General features: G+C 63.4%; 16 protein-coding genes. 11 read left to right on the forward strand and 5 right to left on the reverse strand.

Features of this window, described 5'->3' with window-relative positions:
- Positions 1 to 2: 2 nt before the first annotated feature.
- Positions 3 to 1,061, reverse strand: coding sequence for a taurine ABC transporter substrate-binding protein (tauA, locus tag B0G81_RS05580; protein ID WP_134133816.1), 1,059 nt, complete (start codon positions 1,059 to 1,061; stop codon positions 3 to 5).
- A gap of 302 nt (positions 1,062 to 1,363) precedes the next feature.
- Here tauA and B0G81_RS05585 point away from each other — a divergent pair, with 302 nt between their 5' ends.
- Positions 1,364 to 2,896 (forward strand): PLP-dependent aminotransferase family protein, encoded by a 1,533-nt coding sequence (locus B0G81_RS05585; protein WP_134133817.1) that lies wholly within the window; start codon positions 1,364 to 1,366, stop codon positions 2,894 to 2,896.
- 38 nt (positions 2,897 to 2,934) lie between these two features.
- Here B0G81_RS05585 and B0G81_RS05590 read toward each other — a convergent pair whose 3' ends face one another.
- Together B0G81_RS05590 and B0G81_RS05595 are read right to left on the reverse strand one after the other, a co-directional pair.
- Positions 2,935 to 3,687, reverse strand: coding sequence for an IclR family transcriptional regulator (locus tag B0G81_RS05590; protein WP_106277671.1), 753 nt, complete (start codon positions 3,685 to 3,687; stop codon positions 2,935 to 2,937).
- Positions 3,688 to 3,805: 118 nt separating this feature from the next.
- On the reverse strand, positions 3,806 to 4,642 hold the full coding sequence (locus tag B0G81_RS05595) for an IclR family transcriptional regulator (protein ID WP_134133818.1): 837 nt from the start codon (positions 4,640 to 4,642) through the stop codon (positions 3,806 to 3,808).
- A gap of 205 nt (positions 4,643 to 4,847) precedes the next feature.
- On the opposite strand from B0G81_RS05595, the gene B0G81_RS05600 reads away from it, so the two are divergent.
- The gene (locus B0G81_RS05600; protein ID WP_134133819.1) at positions 4,848 to 6,503 is read left to right on the forward strand and encodes a choline dehydrogenase; all 1,656 of its coding nucleotides are present in this window, start codon (positions 4,848 to 4,850) and stop codon (positions 6,501 to 6,503) included.
- A gap of 190 nt (positions 6,504 to 6,693) precedes the next feature.
- The gene (locus B0G81_RS05605; RefSeq protein ID WP_106276977.1) at positions 6,694 to 8,004 is read left to right on the forward strand and encodes an MFS transporter; all 1,311 of its coding nucleotides are present in this window, start codon (positions 6,694 to 6,696) and stop codon (positions 8,002 to 8,004) included.
- Between the two features lie 106 nt (positions 8,005 to 8,110).
- Here B0G81_RS05605 and B0G81_RS05610 read toward each other — a convergent pair whose 3' ends face one another.
- A complete protein-coding gene (locus B0G81_RS05610) occupies positions 8,111 to 8,875 on the reverse strand; it encodes an IclR family transcriptional regulator (RefSeq protein ID WP_106300702.1) in 765 nt (254 codons plus the stop codon).
- 204 nt (positions 8,876 to 9,079) lie between these two features.
- Here B0G81_RS05610 and B0G81_RS05615 point away from each other — a divergent pair, with 204 nt between their 5' ends.
- The 6 genes from B0G81_RS05615 (at position 9,080) to B0G81_RS05640 (ending at position 16,666) form a co-directional block, all read left to right on the forward strand.
- A complete protein-coding gene (locus B0G81_RS05615; RefSeq protein WP_134133820.1) occupies positions 9,080 to 10,525 on the forward strand; it encodes an aldehyde dehydrogenase family protein in 1,446 nt (481 codons plus the stop codon).
- Complete coding sequence (locus B0G81_RS05620; RefSeq protein ID WP_134133821.1) at positions 10,522 to 12,183, forward strand: AMP-binding protein; 1,662 nt, start codon at positions 10,522 to 10,524, stop codon at positions 12,181 to 12,183. The genes B0G81_RS05615 and B0G81_RS05620 overlap by 4 nt, the downstream gene beginning before the upstream one ends.
- A 63-nt stretch (positions 12,184 to 12,246) precedes the next feature.
- Complete coding sequence (locus B0G81_RS05625; protein WP_106276987.1) at positions 12,247 to 13,629, forward strand: MFS transporter; 1,383 nt, start codon at positions 12,247 to 12,249, stop codon at positions 13,627 to 13,629.
- A gap of 260 nt (positions 13,630 to 13,889) precedes the next feature.
- Positions 13,890 to 14,192, forward strand: coding sequence for a DUF4148 domain-containing protein (locus B0G81_RS05630; RefSeq protein ID WP_134133822.1), 303 nt, complete (start codon positions 13,890 to 13,892; stop codon positions 14,190 to 14,192).
- Between the two features lie 89 nt (positions 14,193 to 14,281).
- Positions 14,282 to 14,638, forward strand: coding sequence for a DUF4148 domain-containing protein (locus B0G81_RS05635; protein WP_134133823.1), 357 nt, complete (start codon positions 14,282 to 14,284; stop codon positions 14,636 to 14,638).
- 474 nt (positions 14,639 to 15,112) lie between these two features.
- Entirely contained in the window at positions 15,113 to 16,666 is a 1,554-nt protein-coding gene (locus tag B0G81_RS05640; RefSeq protein WP_208328597.1) for a SulP family inorganic anion transporter, read from the forward strand.
- A gap of 35 nt (positions 16,667 to 16,701) precedes the next feature.
- On the opposite strand, the gene B0G81_RS43485 is transcribed toward B0G81_RS05640, so the two are convergent.
- Positions 16,702 to 16,851, reverse strand: coding sequence for a hypothetical protein (locus B0G81_RS43485; RefSeq protein WP_166678925.1), 150 nt, complete (start codon positions 16,849 to 16,851; stop codon positions 16,702 to 16,704).
- Positions 16,852 to 16,920: 69 nt separating this feature from the next.
- Between B0G81_RS43485 and B0G81_RS05645 the strand changes: the two genes are divergently transcribed.
- The gene (locus tag B0G81_RS05645) at positions 16,921 to 18,228 is read left to right on the forward strand and encodes a TolC family protein (RefSeq protein ID WP_134133825.1); all 1,308 of its coding nucleotides are present in this window, start codon (positions 16,921 to 16,923) and stop codon (positions 18,226 to 18,228) included.
- Between the two features lie 13 nt (positions 18,229 to 18,241).
- Positions 18,242 to 19,717, forward strand: coding sequence for an efflux RND transporter periplasmic adaptor subunit (locus B0G81_RS05650; RefSeq protein WP_134143003.1), 1,476 nt, complete (start codon positions 18,242 to 18,244; stop codon positions 19,715 to 19,717).
- The last annotated feature ends 41 nt before the right edge of the window (positions 19,718 to 19,758 follow it).

Consider the following 19,758-nt stretch of genomic DNA (forward strand, 5'->3'; position numbering starts at 1 on the left):
CGTCATTTGAGTTGCGCGGCGGCTTCGGCATAAGCCGGTGTCACGAATTTCGAGTAGTCCGGCAACACGGTGCCGATCTGTTTCTGGCTCTTCAGGAACTCCGACGTGTCCTTGAGTGCGAGCGCGGCGCGGCTCGTCGTACCGCCGCCCAGCCATTGCGCGGATGCCTGTTCGCTGACCGTGGGGAACGCGTACAGCGACAGCGACGCCGGCACTTCCGCCGGCGAGCCGCCGATCATCTTCGCGATGGCGGCCGCTTGCGGTGAACTGGCATTCCATTGCGACGGATCGTTGCGGTACTGCTGGTCGACGTCGGCGATCGCCTTGACGAGTTTCACCATGAAGTCCTTATGTTCCTCGCCCCACTTGCGATCGACCGCGATGCCGTCGAAGGTCGGCTTGCCGAGCTTCGACAGGTCGCCGGAGGTGATCAGCACCTTGCCGCTTTTCTTCAACTCGGCGAGCGCGGGGTCCCACACATAGGCGGCGTCGATGTCGCCGCGCGACCAGGCCGCGACGATCTGATTGGGCTGCATGTTGAGAATCTTCAGGTCAGACGGATTGATGCCCCAGTGCTGCAGCGCGAACATGGTGTGATAGTGGGTTGTCGACACGAACGGCACGCCGATGGTCTTGCCCTTCAGGTCCGCCGGCTTCGTGATGCCGGAGCCGTTGCGCACTACCATCGCTTCGGCCTGGTTGATGTTGTCGAGAATCCAGAAGAGCTGCAGGTCGAGGCCCTGGCTCACGGCGGCGGCGAGCGGGCTGGAACCGATCACGCCGACCTTGACGTCGCCGGATGCCAACGCGGTCGCCACTTTTGCGCCGGACTCGAACTGCCGCCAGTTGATCTTGTAGCCGGTGGCCTTTGCGATCGACCCGTTCGCGATGCCGACCACCCACGGGTCGACGATCTGCTGATAGGCAATCGTGATTTCCTTGTCCTCGGCGTGGGCGGGCGTCGCTGCGAAACACGCCGTGGCGGCGCAAACCAGCGACAGGATGCAACGTGCCGTCCGGTGGAACCACGGCCGTAATGTCGAGTTTTTATGGCGTTTCATAATAGGTCTCACAATAGGTTTGATCAGCGGGTTTGATCAGCGGGTTTCAACAGCGGCTGTCGGTGGAGCATGGAACTCGTATGACCACGACGGGTGCTTGTCCCAATCGCGTTGGACGGGGTGAGTCGAGTATCGTCAGTAAAAAATAGAGCAAGTTAGTGCCAGACGGCGCCGATCGTTGAGTCCACATCGGCGCGTCAAGCCGTTCTGGCCGGCCCGCGCCGTCGCCGCTCACGCGGCAGAAGGCTCTCACGTGCAGCGCCGGCGTGACTGGCGCGGCTCGTTCACTTTCAGGAGGAAGCATGTCTAGCCGTACAGCGACGGCCCTTTGGACGCAGCGTTTCCAGCGTCCGAGCGACTCGAACATGAGCCTGCAAGGGCAGATTCGCCAGATGCTGGTGGCTGCGATTCTGGACGGCCAACTGCCGCCGCAGACCGCGTTGCCGTCCAGCCGGGAACTGGCCGATCAACTGAGCGTCGCGAGAAATACGGTCGTGCTGGCGTACCAGCAGCTCGTGGAGGAGGGCTATCTGATTTCCCGCGAGCGCAGCGGGCACTTCGTCAATCCGGCGATGCTGGAGGGACGGCACGGCTTCAAGGCGGCGCAGACGCTGCCCGGCAGCGAGCAGGAGCACGCGCCCGCGCCCGCGCGCCCCGATTGGGGCCAGCGCGTGCAACGTCGGCCGTCCGCGCAGCGCAATATCGTCAAGCCGGGCAACTGGCAGGATTACGAATATCCCTTTATCTATGGGCAATTCGACCAGTCGCTCTTTCCGACCAACGACTGGCGGGAATGCTGCATGAAGGCGCTGTCGGTGATGGAGATCCGCAACTGGGCGCCCGACCTGATCGGCCGCGACGACGACACGCTGATCCAGCAGATCCGCACGCGCGTGCTGCCGCGGCGCGGCGTGTTTGCGATGCCGGACGAGATCGTCATCACAATCGGCTGTCAGCAGGCGTTATATCTGATCGCCGATCTGCTCGCGCGTGAGCGCACCACGGTGGGATTTGAGAATCCGGGCTATCCGGACGCGCGCAACATCTTCGAGAACCGCAACGCGCAACTGATACCGCTGCCGGTCGACGAGGGTGGCGTGCGCCCCGTCGAAGACGCGCACCTGTTCGCCCAATGCGACTATGTCTACGTGACGCCGAGCCACCAATGCCCGACCACGGCCACCATGCCGATCGAACGCCGGCATGCGTTGCTGGAACTGGCGCAGAAGCACGACTTCGTGCTGATCGAAGACGACTACGAGAGCGAGAACAACTTCTCGGGCCTGCCGCATCCGGCGCTTAAGAGTCTGGATAAGGCTGACCGCGTGATCTACATCGGCAGTCTTTCGAAGACGTTCGCGCCGGGCTTGCGGCTCGGCTATATCGTCGGTCCGCGCGAACTGGTGCAAGAATTGCGCGCGTTGCGCCGGCTCATGGTGCGGCATCCGGCGGCGTACATTCAGCGTGCGTTCGCGACGTTTCTCTCGCTCGGCCATCATGACGCGCTGCTGCGCCGATTGGCCCACGCTTATCGCGAGCGCGCGCTGGCGCTGATGGCGGCGCTCGACACGTACCTGCCCGAAGCGCGCCACATCCCGATCACGGGCGGGGCGTCGTGCTGGGTGGAAGGTCCGCCCTGGCTCGACGCCGTGCGTCTTGCCGACGACGCCGAACAGCAGGGCATTTTGATCGAACTGGGCGGCGTGTTCTTCATGGACGGCCTGGAGCAGAAAAACTGCTTCCGGATGGGCTTCTCGGCGATCAAGCTCGACAAGATCGACGCCGGCGTGCGCCTGCTGGCCGAACTCGTGCGCAAGCAGAAGCCGGTGCTTTAACCCCGCCTGCCGTCAGAGACGCACGAAGGGCGCTCGCGTCAGAAGGTTGCCGCGAGTTCCCTGGCGGCTTCCTGAAGGCGCGGCACGAATTCGAGCGCGCGTGAGAGCGGCGCGCGCGAAACCGGCGCATGCACGGCGATCGCCGCGATACAGGTGCCGTTCGCATCGACCACGGGCGCCGCCACGCACACGATGCCGGCCAGAAACTCTTCGTTATCGATCGCGATGCGCTTGTGCGCGGTGCGGTCGAGTTCCGCTTCCAGTAATTCCGGATCGGTGATGGTGTTTTGCGTGAAGCGTTCGAGCTTCAGCGCGCGCACGAGCGCCGAGCGCTGTTCACGCGGCAGCATGGAGAGCAGCAGTTTGCCGCTCGCGCTGCAATACGCGGGGACGTGCGAACCGGGTTTGAGATCGAGGCGCAGCGGCCACGGCGCTTCCATGCGGTCGAGATAGAGCACCTCGGTCTCATGCAGCATGGTGAGATTGCAGGTCTCGCCGAGGTCGGCCACCAGACGCGCGAGGATCGCATGACGCAGGCGCCGCGCGCCGGAATGCATCACGACGCCCAACGCGAGCTGCGCGAGCCGCGGCCCGATCACGTACGCGTTCTTCTGGCCAGGCTCGCGGATCACCAGACCGCCCGCCTCCAGCGAAGCCAGCATGCGATGCAGCGACGCCTTGGGCAATGCGACATCTTGCGCGATGTCGGCAAGCGAAACCGGGCCGTCCGTGTTGACGAGGTGTTCGAGCAACGCAAACGCGCGCAGCGTCGGAGTGTCCGCTTTGGTCATGCCTGCCGTTCCGGAAAATGGATCGGCGTCATTGTACAACTCGGCTTCGGGTCGCCCGGCCTTGGCGCCGCGGGCCGGGGACTCTGCCGTGTCTAACGGATCGCTCATGGGAAAGGCCTCAGCGCTCATGGTACGGATGCTCCGTGGAAGGGCCGGCGGATAACAGCGGGGCGAGCTTCAGCGCCGCGTCCTTGAGCCTCGGCACGGCCTTCAGCAAATCGTTCAGACTCGCGCGCGCGGTCGGCGCGTGAATCGCCAGCGCGGCGAGCACGTGCCCATTGCCGGCATCGCGCACCGGCACCGCGATCGCCACCATGCCGCGCACCAGCTCCTCGTTGTCGATGCCGATCCCGCGCACCGCGAGCCGGTCAAGTTCCGCTTCAAGCAGATTCAGTTCCGTCAGCGTGCTCTGCGTTCTGCGCTCCAGCGTCAGCCGCGCGAGCACCGGACGGCGTTCAGCCGGCGGCATCTGCGAGAGGAATAGCTTGCCGCTCGCGGTGCAATGCAGCGGCACGCGCGTGCCGGGCTGCAGATGCAGGCGCAGCGGCTCGGTGGTCTCCACTCGCTCCAGATAGAGGACGGTGTCGCGGTCGAGCGCGGTGAGGTTGCAAGTCTCGCCGAGCGTCTCCACCAGTGAGCGCAGCACCGAACGGCAGGCTCGCCCGAACGTGTTATTCGACAGCGTGGTGAGCGCGAGCTGCGCCGCCTTCGGGCCCAGCGTGATGCCGCGATCCGTGCCGCGCGAATCGGGCAGATGCGTTACGTAGCCCTGCACTTCGAGCGATTCGATCAGCCGCATCAGCGTGGCCTTGGGAATGTGCAGGCGCAGCGAGAGTTGCGAAAGCGAAGACGGCTGTCCCGCGGCCGCGAGCTGCTCGAGCACGGCCAAGGCGCGCAGCGCCCGTGAATCCTCGGCGAGAGGTTCACCGCGTGGGGACGAGCAGGGTGCTTGCATACGCTTCCTTGCGGTCGATCAGTGGCTGTCCAGCGTCCGCGTACGTTGCGCGGGCCGGCCGGTCATTTCCGAAAGTGAAACAAAAAGCGCTGTTTCTGTTTCAGATGAGCCGATAGTAGCGGGAATTTCTTGATCAGGAAACGGGCTGAACATAAATTTCAACGAAACATACCGTTTTTTATAAAACATGCAGGAGACAGGTCACATGGCAGACCGATTCGACTTCGTCGTCGTTGGCGCGGGATCCGCGGGTTGCGTGCTGGCGAACCGGCTTTCCGAAGGCGGCCGCTACTCGGTGTGTCTACTCGAAGCCGGCCCCGCCGACCGGTTCATGTGGATTCATATCCCCATCGGCTATGGCAAGACGATGTTTCACCCGGTCTACAACTGGGGCTTCTATACCGATCCTGATCCGAACATGCACAATCGCCGGCTCTATTGGCCGCGCGGCCGCACGCTGGGCGGCAGCAGTTCGATCAACGGTCTGATCTATGTGCGTGGACAGCGGGACGATTACGACAATTGGGCACGGCTCGGCAATCGCGGCTGGAGCTGGCAAGATTGCCTGCCGTATTTCAAGCGATTGGAACATAACGAACTGGGCGAAGGTCCGACGCGCGGTGTCGACGGACCGCTGTGGGCCTCGACGATCAAGCAGCGCCACGAACTGGTCGACGCGTTTGTCGCGGCCTCGAATTCGTTAGGCGTGGCAAGCACCGACGACTTCAATACGGGAGATCAGGAAGGCGTCGGCTACTATCAGCTCACCACCCGCCGCGGGTTTCGCTGCTCGACGGCCGTTGCTTATCTCAAACCCGCGCGGCAGCGGCAGAATCTGCACGTGGAAACCGATGCGATGGCTTCGAAGATTCTCTTCGAAGGCACCCGCGCCTGTGGCGTGCAGTATCGGCAACACGGCGAGTTGCGCGAAGTGCGCGCCAATCGTGAAGTGATCCTGACGGCCGGTGCATTGCAGTCGCCGCAATTGCTGCAACTGTCCGGCGTGGGGCCGGCCGCGCTGCTGCGCGAGTTCGGCATTCCGGTGGTGGCCAATCGCGCGGGCGTCGGCGAGAACCTGCAGGACCATCTGCAGATCCGTCTGATCTATGAAGTGACAAAGCCGATCACGACCAACGACCAACTGCGTTCATGGACGGGGCGCGCGAAGATGGGCCTGCAATGGGCCCTGATGCGCAGCGGCCCGCTCGCGGTCGGCATCAATCAGGGCGGCATGTTCTGTCGCGCCCTGCCTGAAGTATCGGCGACACCGGATATCCAGTTCCACTTCTCCACGTTGTCGGCGGACTCCGCTGGTGGCAACGTCCACGATTTTCCCGGCTGCACTTACTCGATCTGCCAGTTGCGCCCCAAATCGCGCGGCGTGGTGCGTATTCGCAGTGCCGATCCGCGTGAGGCGCCGTCCATTCAGCCCAACTATCTGGACACCGATCTGGACCGGTGCACGACCATTGCCGGCGTGCGTTTCGCGCGCCGCGTCGCGGCGGCGCAACCGATGGCCGGGCTGATGAAACGCGAGGTGCGGCCGGGCGCGGACGCACAGACGGACGACGAACTGCTCGATTTCTGCCGGGAGTACGGGCAGACAATTTTCCACCCATCTGGTACAGCGAAGATGGGAACGGCGGGCGATCCGCTCGCGGTGGTCGATGAACGTTTGCGCGTGTACGGCACACAGGGGCTGCGCGTGGTGGATTGCTCGATCATGCCGACGCTCGTGTCGGGCAATACGAACGTGCCGATCGTGATGGTGGCTGAGAAAGCGTCGGACATGATTCTGCACGACGCAAGCGGCGTCGATCGAGGTGTGGCGACGACGCCCGCGGCGAAAGTGGCCGCTTGATCCAGCAAATGAAGTAGCAAGCGCAGAACGACGGCGGGCGATGTCCGCCGTAATACGCAGCCGCGCAACGTCCGGTGAATGGATAGCCCGTGGTCTGCACATAAACCGCCCCGGAGGAGACAACTGGGGTTATCGGCCGGGCACGCGTGTCGATACGCGCGGCATGGCCGTCCATTGAGGAGCTGCTGCTATGGCAATCGATCCCCGCGCTATCCGGCGCGTTGCGTTCGCCAGTGTGATCGGCGCAACCGTCGAATGGTATGACTTTTTTCTTTACGGCGTGGTCGCCGGCATCGTATTCAACAAGCTCTATTTTCCCGCCAGCGATCCGCTCGTATCGACGCTGCTCGCCTATTCGACCTTCGCAGTGGGCTTCGTGACGCGGCCTTTGGGCGGCGTGATATTCGGCCACTTCGGCGACCGGATCGGCCGTAAGTCTGCGTTGATTCTGACGCTCATCATCATGGGGATATCGACGGCAGGCGTCGCGTTCGTTCCCACCTATGCGCAGATCGGCATCTGGGCGCCGATCCTGTTGTTGTCGCTACGCGTGCTGCAGGGGATCGGGCTCGGCGGCGAATGGGGCGGCGCGGTGCTGATGGCCTATGAGTACGCGCCACCCGAAAAACGCGGCCTATATGCGAGCCTGCCGCAGATCGGTTTGTCGATCGGACTCTGTCTCGCATCGGGGATGGTCGCGGCGCTCTCACGCTTATTGCCCGAGACGGCCTTCCTGTCGTGGGGCTGGCGCATCGCGTTCGGCGCATCGCTCGGTCTCGTTCTGATCGGTCTGTACATTCGCGCCAAGGTGATGGAGACACCCGAATTTCTCGCGCTCAAACGCAATCGGCGCGAAGCGAAGATTCCGTTCGTGGACATGATCACGCGCTATCGCGGCGCTGTGGTGCTCGGCATGGGCGCACGTTATATCGACGGCGTGTTCTTCAATATCTTCGCCGTGTTTTCGATCGGCTACCTCACGCAGCATGTGTCGATGAGCCGTACCGACGCGTTGCTCGGCGTGATGATCGCGGCCGGCGTGATGTGCTTTTTTATACCGCTGTTCGGCAGCATGTCCGACAAGCTCGGCCGCGCGCGAGTGTATTTCTGGGGCTCGCTGATTTGCGGCGTGTCGGTGTTTCCGGCTTTCTGGCTCATTGAAATGCAGCCGGCCAACACGCTGTTGATCTGGGCGGCCATCGTGGTGCCGTTCGGCATTTTCTACGCGATGGTGTACGGCCCGGAGGCGGCATTGTTTGCCGAACTGTTCGACGCCGAAGTGCGCTACACGGGTATCTCGTTCGTGTATCAGTTCTCGGGTATCTTCGCGAGCGGACTCACACCGATCATCGCGACGATCCTGATGCGGCTGAATGGCGGTAAGCCATGGACCGTTTGCGCGTATGTGCTGTTCTCGGCTTTGATATCGGCGCTGTCGGTGCGGGCTATAGAGAGGAAGCGGGCGGGTGGGTTCGATGCGGTGGTGCATGCGCGGTCGTGATTCTGTACCCGCTTTGAACCGCAGAAGCGGCGCGTGACGCACAGCGCGCCGCGGTGAAGACCGCGCTGCCGCGCACGCTGCTAAACCACGGCCGCTGCGGGCGGCGTCATTCCCGAAACGTCTTCGCCGTCTCTTCCGCCGCGTGGCGCAAATCAGGCACAAACGCGAGCAGATCGTCGAGCGTGACTCTGCCCACCGGCGCCTGCACGGCAATCGCCGCGCAGGCGCGATTGCGATCCAGCATCACCGGCACGGCAATCGCGATCAGCCCTTGCAGATGTTCCTGGTTGTTGATCGCGAGCAACCGCCGCCGCGTGGTGGTCAATTCCTTGCGCAACGCGTCGCGATCGGTGATCGTCCGTTCCGAATAGCCGCGCAGCGGCAGCGTCTCGATCACGCGTTCGCGCCGGTCTTTCGGCAGAAAGCTCAGCAGCAGCTTGCCGCTCGCCGAGCAATGCAGCGGCACATGCGAACCCGGCTGCAAATGCATGCGCAGCGGCCATTCGGTTTCGACTCGATCCACGTAGACGACATCGTTGCCTGACAGCATGGTCAGATTGCAGGTCTCGCCGATTTTCGCCACCAGCTGTTCGAGCAGCACGTGACGCGCGGCGGCTGGTCCCGCATGCATCAGCACATTGACCGCGAGCATGCGCACGCGTGGCGAACATTCGTAAAGACGATCACCCGCGCCGCGCGTGACGAGCCACGCATCCATCAATTGCACGAGGATGCGGTGAACGGTCTGCTTAGGCAGGCCGAGCGCATTGACAAGCTCGGTCATAGAGAGCGGGCTGCCCGCTTCGGCCAGCGTTTCGAGTACGCGAAACGCGCGCACTGCAGCTGCATTCGACTGGTTCGATGTCGACATCCCACTCCCTCGCCAGCGTATTCACAGCGTTGATTTTGCATCGACTTCATTGCTTTTCGGGACTATGGAAAGTACCGAATTTTGTGTTTTCCGATGCTGGCGAACCCACTGCGATGGATAGCTTGAAAAACGGGACTTCGTCATAAGCCCGGCTGGCTAGATTGATAGCACTGCAATCAATCTATTCACGCGGAGCGAATCCATATGAACGTCAGGGCCACAGGAGCCGAAATCGCGGGCCACCATGCGGACGGCGAAGCCGAGCGCATCGTCGCCACGCTGGTTGCGAAGGCGCGCGCGGCGCAGCGCGCTTTCGAGCATGCAGGACAACAGGCGCTCGACACCGCCGCCGACGCCGCCGCGTGGGCCATCATGGAGCCCGAGCGCAACCGGCAACTGGCGGAACGCGCCGTGCACGATACGGGCCTCGGCAACGCCGACGACAAGTTCCGCAAGAACTACCGCAAAACACTCGGCCTGCTGCGCGATTTGCACGGGCAAAAGACCACCGGCGTGATCGCCGAAGACAAAGCAAGCGGCCTCGTCGAGATCGCGCGCGCGGTCGGCGTCGTGGCGGCGATCACGCCGTCGACCAATCCGGCGGCGACGCCGGCCAACAAGATCATCAACGCGCTCAAATGCGGCAATGCAGTAATCGTCGCGCCGTCTCCCAAAGGTTACTCGTCTTGCGCATTGCTGATCGAGTTCATTCACGCGCAATTCGCGAAGGCCGGTATCGATCCGGATCTCGTGCAGATGCTGCCCGCGCCGATCAGCAAGGCGGCGACCGCTGCGTTGATGCGGCAGTGCGATCTCGTCGTCGCCACCGGTTCTCAGGCGAACGTGCGCATGGCGTACGCGAGCGGCACGCCGGCGTTCGGCGTGGGCGCGGGCAACGTGGCCTCGATCGTCACGGCATCTGCGGATTTGCATGATGCGGCGCGCAAGATCCTGCGCTCGAAGACTTTCGACAACGCGACGAGTTGCTCGTCCGAAAACAGCATCGTGATCGAAGACGCGATCTATCAGCCGATGCTGGCCGAGCTGACCGCGTGCGGCGGCATACTCCTCGACGCCGCGCAGAAGGCCCGCTTGCAGGCTGCGATGTGGGTCAACGGCAAGCTCTCCGAACAGTGCACCGCTAAATCCGCCGAGGTGATCGCGCGTGTGGCGGGTCTGGAGGAAGTCGCCGCGCGTCATCCCGCTTTCCTGATGGTGGAAGAGAGCGGCGCGGGCAGCAACTATCCGTTCTCCGGCGAGAAACTCGCGCCGGTCCTTACCGTATATCGCGCCGCCGATTTCGATGCGGCGGCCGAAGTCGTACGCAGCATCTATGCATACATGGGCGCGGGCCATTCGGTCGGACTGCATTCGAGCGATGCCGCGCAAGCGGTCCAGCTCGGCGTGACGTTGCCCGTCGCGCGCGTGATCGTGAATCAGGCGCATTGCCTGGCCACTGGCGGCAACTTCGATAACGGTTTACCGTTCTCGCTGTCGATGGGCTGTGGCACCTGGGGCCGCAATAACTTCTCGGGCAATCTGGGCTTTCGCCACTATCTGAACACCACGCGGGTCGCCTATCCGATCGAAGAGCGCGTGCCGGAAACGGACGAATTGCTCGGCGACTTCTTCGCGAGGTACGGCCGATGAACACACCCGCCACCCTTCGCGCGCTGATCGACGAGCGTGCCGCGCAGCATCCGGACAAGCCCTTCCTGCTCGCCGCACGCGATGACGATGAATTGCCGGTCCCGAATCCGCGCGCGACCGTCCTGACGTTTCGCGGATTGCGCGACGACTGCCGCGTGCTGGAGGCACGCTTCAAAGAAGCCGGCCTGCAGCCGGGCGACGTCATTTCCGTGTTCATGGGCAACGGCATTCAAACGGCCCGTCTACTGCTTGCTGCCATGTACAGCGGGCTTGTCGCCAATCCGCTCAATCTGCTGTGCCAGCCCTCGCAGGTGCGCTATATCGTCGATCACTCGGATACGCGGATGATCTTCGCCGCACGCGACACGCAAGCTGCGATTAGCACGGCAGTCGCCGAATTGCACGCTGCCGGGCTGACGCGCGAGATCGCGTTGATCCAGACCGAACCGGACGACGCCGAACCGCCTTCGCTGGCTAGGCATGAACCCGCATTAGTCGAATCCACGGCACATGGCGCGAGCGCTGCCGCAGCGCCAGCGCCAGCGTTCGCGAAGCGCGGCGCCGCGCCGGGGCAAATGGCGGACAGCGCAACGGCGCACGAACCCACCGCAGATGACGTCGCATTGCTGATGTACACCTCGGGCACCACCGGCACACCCAAAGGCGTGCTGCTGACGCATCGCAACCTGCTGGCGAACGCGCGCAACATCAGCGCCGAGCACCGGCTGACGCCGGACGATCGCGTGCTCGCGTCATTGCCGCTCTATCACATCAACGGTCTGGTCGTGACGCTGCTCGCGCCATTGTTTCATGGCGGCTCCGCGGTCATGGCATCGCGCTTCTCCGCCCGCACGTTCTGGCGCGACGTCGCGCTGCACGCCTGCACGTGGATCAACGTGGTGCCGACGATTGTCGCGTATCTGCTCAACGCCGACGAAGCATGCACCTACGATCTGTCGGCGCTGAAGTTTTGCCGCAGCGCGTCGGCCGCATTGCCCGCCGATCATCATCGCGCGTTCGAGGCGCGCTTCGGGATCGGCGTGATCGAAACCATGGGCATGACGGAAACCGCGGCACCAGTCTTCAGCAATCCGTATGAAATGGACCGGCGGCGCGTCGGCAGCATCGGCCTGCCTTCGGGCAGTGAGGCGAGAGTGATCGACCGCGAAGGGCGCGAGTGCGCCGCCAACGAATGCGGCGAACTGGTGTTGCGCGGCGAGCAGGTGATGGGCGGCTATTACAAGCAGGCGGAAGAGACAGCCGCTGCCTTTACGCCGGACGGCTGGCTGCGCACCGGCGACCTCGGTTATCGCGACGCGGACGGCTACTACTACATCAACGGCCGCGCGAAAGAACTGATTATCAAAGGCGGCGAGAACATTGCGCCGCGCGAAATCGACGAAGCATTGTTGCGTCATCCCGATGTGCTGGATGCCGCGGCTGTCGGCGTGCCCGACCCGGCCTACGGCCAGGAGATCGTCGCCTTCGTGGTGCCGCGCACGAGCGACGGACGCGGCGCACCCGATCCGGCGGATCTGCGCGAGCACTGCTTGCGCGAACTCGGACGCTACAAGACACCGAAAGAGTTTCGGTTCGTCGATGAACTGCCGCGCGGACCTTCCGGCAAGGTGCAGCGGCTCAAGTTGGTGCCCACCTGACGCGGCTCGCGGCCGTCGTCGACGCGCAGTAGAGATCGATACATACAATAGAAAGGAGACAGCATGGAAACGCGTATCCGGCGTGTCAAGACACGCCATATCATCCTGGCGGTCATGTGCCTGATGTACTTCATCTCGTACATCGATCGAGTGAACATTGCGGTGGCCGGTCCGTTGATTCGTCACGAAATGGGCCTGACGACCGTTCAACTCGGGCTGGTGTTCTCGGCCTTCGCTTATCCGTATGCGGCGATGCAGATCATCGGCGGCTGGCTCGCCGACAAGTACGGGCCGAAACTGGTGCTCACCGTGCTGTCGTTGATCTGGGGCGTGGCCACGCTCGCCACCGGTTTCGCGGGCAGCGTCACCATGCTGGTCGTGATGCGCTTCGCGCTCGGCATCGGCGAAGGCGGCGCGTTTCCTACCGCGACGCGCGCCTTCACCTACTGGATGCCGGTGGCCGAGCGCGGTTTCGCGCAAGGCATCACGCATAGTTTCGCGCGTCTGGGCGGCGCGATCACGCCGCCGCTCGTGCTGGCCGTGGTGGCGACCGGCGGCTGGCGCGACGCGTTCATCCTGCTCGGCATCGCGAGCCTCGCGTGGACCGTGCTCTATCTCTTCGTGTTCACCAATTCGCCGGAACAGAACCGCCGCATCACGCCCGAGGAAACCGCGGAAATCGGCTACCGCGCCGGCGATTGCGACCGCGCCAAACATGCGGCCACGCCGTGGCGCAAGCTGGTGCGCCGCATGTGGCTCGTCACGTTCGTCGATTTCTGCTATGGCTGGCTGTTGTGGGTTTATCTGACGTGGCTGCCGTCCTATCTGCGCGAGTCGCGTGGATTCGATCTCAAACAATTGGCGCTCTTTACCGCGCTGCCGCTGCTGGCGGGCGTGGTCGGCGACACGCTCGGCGGCGTCGTGTCGGACAAGCTTTACAAGATCACGGGCCGCTTGCGCTTTGCGCGTTGTACGGTGCTGGTGGTGGGCATGGGCGGTTCGCTGGTGTTTCTGTTGCCGATGGTGTCCGCTACCGATCCGCTGACGGCCGTGTGGTTCCTGTCGGCTTCATTCTTCTTCCTCGAAATCACCAACCCGGTATTGTGGACGTTGCCGCTCGACATTGCCGGCAAGTATGCGGGCACGGCCGGCGGCATGATGAACACGGGCTTCGGCGTCGCGGGCATGGTGTCGCCGGTGGTGTTCGGCTATCTGATCGAGAAGACCGGCAGCTACAACGTGCCGTTCAATATCTCCGCGGGCCTGCTTGCGGTCGGCATCCTGGCGGCGCTTTTCATCGACACCAGCAAGACCGTCGAAGCCGATGAGGAGCGCGAGCGTGCCGCAGGCGTCGAGTTGGGCGGCATGCCGTCTTTCTTGCATGCGGGCGCGAGTGTGAGGCTGGAGCGCCATCACTTGCGCCGGCCGTTGCGGTGGCGCAAGTGATACGAGTGGCGTTGGTGACGTGAGCCGCGCGAGTTGCGTGGCTCACGTCATGCACGCTTCGCGCCATTCACGCAAGGCGGCGCACGGGTGGCGCCGCCGCTTTTCATTTGGCGACTGGCCTGAGTACGCATAAGCACGAGACGCTAGCATGGCCATACGGCATCCTGACAAAAACATCATCTTGTAATCATGCTGTCGACCCCTCCGCGAGTCAGACTGGAGTCAAGTTAATACCGACACCAGGTTGAAAGGAGGTTCAGATGAAGTTTCAAAAATTACTTGCCCTTGGTTTGCTTAGTGCTTCTTTATCCACGTTGGCATTCGCAGACGTGGAGCAGGCTTCTCCCAGACAGATCCCCATCGCGCAAGCGGAAACTTACGGCGCCGCATCGCCGGTCAAATCAGCGCATCAGGGAAAAACACGCGCTGAAGTTCGCAAGGAGCTCATTCAAGCCTATAGGGACGGGCTCATACCGACTACCGAAGCCGACTATCCGCCGAGCAAATCGACGATCGAGCGCAACAAGGCGCTGTTTGCCGAATCCGAACGCCATTTCAGGTAATCGGCAAGCACGGATTTTCCTCTCATTGTTGTCTCTCGCACTGTCCCCGCGAGTAGGCGCGACACTATTCGACAGTCACGGAGTCGCATATGAAATTGATCGTCACACTCTGGCTGACCTCGGCCTTACTTATTAGCTCCGCTGTCCAGGCTCAGGGATTGACGCGTGCCGAGGTGAAGCAGCAACTCACCGAGGCACAGGCCAACGGATTGCAGTACGTGACGGAGTCATCTTATCCGTTTGTTCATCCGAGTTTCTCTCACATGGTGAAGGTAAAGGTCGTGGCACAACCGGCGCAAAGCGGCGAGGGTGCGGAAGGTGACGAAGGCGGCGTGCCGGCGGGATCGCAGGAATCTGGCCGCGCGTCGCACGGAAACCCGATGCCGGGCGGCAATCCGCACTGTGTTGGGCCAGTCAGTTTCTGCGACATCTATTCAGGTTCGTGATGCTCGCCCTTGAGCACCGCGCCGCCGCTGGCATGGCAGACGAACCTGCCATGCCCATCCGGGGTAATGCAACGAAGTTTGTCACCGCGTTGCGTCAGCCGCACGCGCAAGCCTGCTTCTGAGCGTCAGCAAAAACGCGTATAGCGGCCAGCGTCACGCGTTGCACCGAAATCCCTTTCAGCAAGATCGCTAGTCAGCTCGCGTACCTGACTGAGTTCCCGTTTGTTGGTCATGTACACGCAGCTTGCGGCTATTAATCAGGTAGCCGAAACATCAGTCCACTTCACGTCGCGTCACGGATGAATGGCTCGGCTTTGCACGCGCGACGCGCCGGGTCAATCCATTGACCGGCGGCGCAGGCCGCGGCACGACGTAGAGACGATGGCCGGCCGATCCGCGGTGTTTGCGAGTGTGCGTCCCCCGAAAACCCGGTCGATCTTCCTACCTTGTACAAAACGTCTGGATTACACAACCATCATGAATCTACGCGAACAGTTTGCATCGTTTCCCCGCGACATGTTTGCCGGCACTGTCGTCTTTCTCGTCGCACTTCCGCTGTGTCTCGGCATTGCCAATGCAAGCGGCGTCGATCCATTCGCCGGTCTGCTTTCCGGGATTATCGGCGGGCTTGTCGTTGGGTTGCTGAGCGGATCGCATCTGAGCGTCAGCGGTCCCGCGGCCGGACTTGTGGTGATCGTCGTCGACGGGATTACGAGGCTCGGCAGCTTCCCCTCGTTTTTGATGGCGGTTCTGCTCGCGGGCGCCATGCAGTTCGGACTCGGCCTGCTTAAAGCAGGCCGCTTCGCCGCTTATGTGCCGACTTCGGTTATCAAGGGCATGCTGGCGGCGATCGGGCTGCTGCTCATCATCAAACAGACGCCGTTGGCAGCAGGGTTGGGCAACGGCGCCGCAGGCGGCACGGCTGGCACAATCACCACGCCGTTCGGCGCGATGTCCGTGGCCGCGTGCGCGATTGCGATCGTGTCGCTGGCGATCCTCGCCAGTTGGGAAACCCGTGCCGCGCGACGCTTTGCGCTCGTGCGCTATGTGCCCGCGCCGCTCGCGGTCGTGTTGTTCGGCATTGCGCTCACGCTGTTGCTGGACTTCGTTGCTCCCGGCTTCGCACCGCCGCTCGAACATCGCGTGTCGTTGCCGTCGCTGGCCTCGCTTGCCGCATTGGACCAGGTGTTTAACTGGCCTCAATTGACGCACTTGCTGAACCCCGACGTTTGGCGCCTGGCGATGACGATTGCGATCGTCGCGAGTCTGGAGACGCTGCTCAGTCTCGAAGCCGTTGAGCAGATCGATCCGAAGAAACGCCCGGCGCAGCCGGATCGCGAACTCAGGGCACAGGGTATCGGCAACATGGTGGCCGGCGCGATTGGCGGATTGCCGATCACGTCCGTGATCGTTCGCAGTTCCGCCAACGTCAATGCGGGTGCGCAGAGCCGTTGGTCGGCTATCGTGCACGGCGTATTGCTGCTCGTGAGCGTTTTCGCGCTGACGGCGGTGATCAATCTGATTCCGCTCGCGAGCCTCGCCGCGATCTTGATCTTCACGGGTCTGAAGCTCGCCAAACCGTCGATGTTTGCGGATGCCGCCAGGCAAGGTCTTACGCGTTTCGTACCGTTCGTCGTGACGATCGGCGCCGTGCTGCTCACCGATCTGCTGATGGGCATCGTGCTGGGGATCGTGTGCAGCGTCGCGTTCGCCATTCATGTGCATATGCAGCGGCCGATCACGATGGCTCGGCATGACGACCACATTCTGCTGTCATTGCGCAAGGACGTGTCGTTTCTCGCGAAGGTCAGTCTCAAGGAACATCTGAAGGCAATTCCTGATCGCGCCACGGTGATACTCGACGGCAGCCGCGCGGACTTCATCGATCCCGACGTGCGAGACATGATCGATGAATTTCTGGAGAACGCGCCGGCGCGGGGGATACATGTGGAGTGCCGGCAGTTGGATCCTGTTGCCAGGAGCAGCGTGAAGTTTGCGGGCTTCCGGATGTTTCTTCGCCGGCAATGAGCAGTCGCTATAGGGTTGTGTGATCGACCGGCGCATCAGGTCGTGGGTGGATGACGGTACTCGACCTCGAACGATACCGCCAGCATTGCCGTGGGCGAGTCTTCCCAGGCCAACCGTGCGGCGGGCATCGCCGCCGCCGCGGCTAACCCAGTCGCGCCGGCCGCGAAAGATGACAGAAATCTCATTTTTCCACCATGTTGGCATGGCGGCGGGACCGTAGCATCGGTCGCACCTCGTCAACATGTCACATCACCATGCTCACCCGCAACCTGGCTGCCGCACTTGCGATCGCTGCGGTGAATCCGGCCGTCGCGCAATCCGCCGCGCCGCTGGCGCAAGACAATCGACCTTTATCACCAATCGCACAAGCTGCGCCTCCCGGCGGTGCCGCCCTGTCGCTCGACGAGGCGCTCGGTATCGCCGCCGAGAACAACCCGCTGCTGCGCGGTGCGCGCGCCGACGCCGACGCGTCGCGCGGCACGTTCATCCAGGCAGGCGCCCGCCCCAATCCACAAATCTCGCTGCTGCAGGAAGGATTCGGCGGCATGGAGCGCACGTCGACGGCGCTCGTCAATCAGACCGTCGAACTCGGCGGTAAGCGTCAGGCGCGCCTCGACGTCGCCTCGTATGGGCGTGAAGTGGCGCTCGCGTCGCTCGATGCGCGCGGCGCGGCCTTGCGCTCGGACGTCATCGCCGCGTTTTACGGCTTGCTCGCGGCGCAGCGCCAGTTGCAGGTGGCGCGCGAGTCCGCGGACATCGCGACGAGATCGGCGGAACTGGCGGACAAACGCGCGCAGGCCGGCAAGGTGTCGCCGGTGGAGGCGACCAAAGCGCGGGTCGCCGCGACCGGCGTTCAAATCGAACAGGCCAATGCAGCCTCGCGGCTGACCATCGCGGCGGAAAGGCTTTCGAACGTGACGGGCAGTCCGCTCGCGCGTGGACGTCCTGTGGCGGGCGACATCGAAAACGTGCCGGCGCTCGAACCGCTCGCCGGACTGTTGCCCCAACTGTCAGACGCGCCGCTCGCGCGCGCCGCCCAGGCCGAGACGTTGCGCAGCAACGCCGCGATTGCCGTCGAGCGTGCCAAACGTATCCCCGATATCACGTTCAGCGCGGGCATGAAGCGGGTCGTGACCGGCGGGGTGCCGGGCAACCAGGCAGTGGTCGGCGTTTCGATTCCGCTTCCGCTGTTCGACACCAACCGGGGTGCGCTGCTCGAATCGGTGCACAAAGCAGAGAAGGCGAGCGCCGACTTCGACAGTGAAAAGGCGCGCCTGCAACTCGATCTGACTCAGGCGTACGCCAAGTACGAGCGGTCGAGCCTGGAAGCGCGGCGTCTGAAAACGGATGTCCTGCCGGCCGCGCGTGAGGCGCTCTACGCGATGTCGCGCGGCTATGAGCTCGGCAAGTTCAGCTTCCTCGACGTCCTGGATGCGCAGCGCACGCTGTTTCAGGGCCAGTCGCAATACGTGCAGGCATTGACCGATGCGCACCTCGCCTACGCCGAAATCGATCGTCTGGTCGGCGTCCCGCTGCCTGGCCGCGCGCCCCGTCTACCTTGAAGGACTTCTCATGCTGAGTACAAAGAAACTTATGGTCGCCGCTGCGGCGACCCTTAGCGGCGTGAGCGTCGCGCTCGCCGTGTTTGCGATGACGCGGGTGCCGTCGGAAACCGCGAGTGCTTCGGGCGCTGCCGGCACGTCGGCAAGCGCAATGGCTGCGCCCGGCCAGCATGGCGGCACCGTGTTCCGAAATGGCGCGCTAGCCGTCGAAGTCGTCCTGTCCGAGAAGCCGGGTGACGCGCGGCTCGTCGTCTATCCGTTTGTCGAAGGCAAACCCGCCGACAAGGACGTGGGCGTCTCGGGTTCGATCAAGCGTTACGACGGTTCGATCCAGCCATTGCGATTCGCGTGGGCGGGGCAGAAGCTGACGTCCGCGGAGCCGATCGCGAAGCCTCACGTCTTCGACGCATCCATCGACCTCCAGTGGCGCGGGCAATCCGCCTCGTTCGTGTTTTCGCGTGCCGATGGGGCGATCGCGCTCAGCGCGGCGCAAATCGAGGCGGCGCGGATTCGTCTCGACCGCGCCGGTCCCGCGCAGATTCTCGCGGCCTTCCAGTTTCCCGGTGAGATCAGATTCAATGAGGATCGGACAGCCCACGTCGTGCCGCGCGTGGCGGGCATCGTCGAGCGGGTAAATGTCTCGATCGGCGAGAAAGTCGTGCAGGGGCAAGTGCTGGCCGTCATCGCCAGCACCGATCTTGCGGATCGCCGAAGCGAGCTGTTGAGCGCGGAGCGCCGCCTCGCCGCCGCGCGGACTTCGTACCAACGCGAAAAGACGCTGTGGCAGGAGCGTATCTCGGCCGAGCAGGACTATCTCCAGGCGCAGGTCGTGTTGCGCGAAGCGGAGATCGCCACGCAAAACGCCCGCGCGAAGCTGGCCGCGCTGAATGCGCCGCCATCGGGCGGCGCGTTGAACCGTTACGAATTGCGCGCGCCGTTTGCCGGAACACTGGTCGAAAAGCACGTGACGCCCGGCGAGGCAATCGCGGCGGATGCCAAGGTGTTCGTTCTCTCCGATCTCTCGTCCGTGTGGGCCGAAATGGCGGTGCCCGCGCAGCGTCTGAACGATGTGCGTGTCGGCCGCGAAGCGACGGTGAGCGCCACCGCGTTCGACTCGAAGTCGAGCGGTCCGATCGCCTATGTCGGCGCGTTGCTCGGCGAGCAGACCCGCACCGCGCCGGCGCGCGTCGTGCTGCCGAATCCGGACGGCGCGTGGCGGCCGGGCATGTTCGTCAATGTATCGGTGGATGCCGGCAAGCAAAGCGTGCCGCTCGCGGTTGCAAGCGACGCGCTGCAGGAGATCGACGGCGCGCCCGCGATCTTCGTGCAATCGCCGGGAGGTTTTGTTGCGCAAGCGGTCGAGACGGGACGGCGCGACGACAAGGTGATCGAAGTGCTGAAAGGACTTCGACCGGGTCAAACGTACGCCGCTGCGAACAGCTTCGTCCTCAAGGCCGAACTCGGGAAAGGCAGTGCCGGGGAAGACTGACGCCTCGCCGCCATGAAGCTGCCGTGATCTGCCTTTGGCAG

The organism is Paraburkholderia sp. BL6665CI2N2, from assembly GCF_004366535.1.
Classification (GTDB): Bacteria; Pseudomonadota; Gammaproteobacteria; order Burkholderiales; family Burkholderiaceae; genus Paraburkholderia.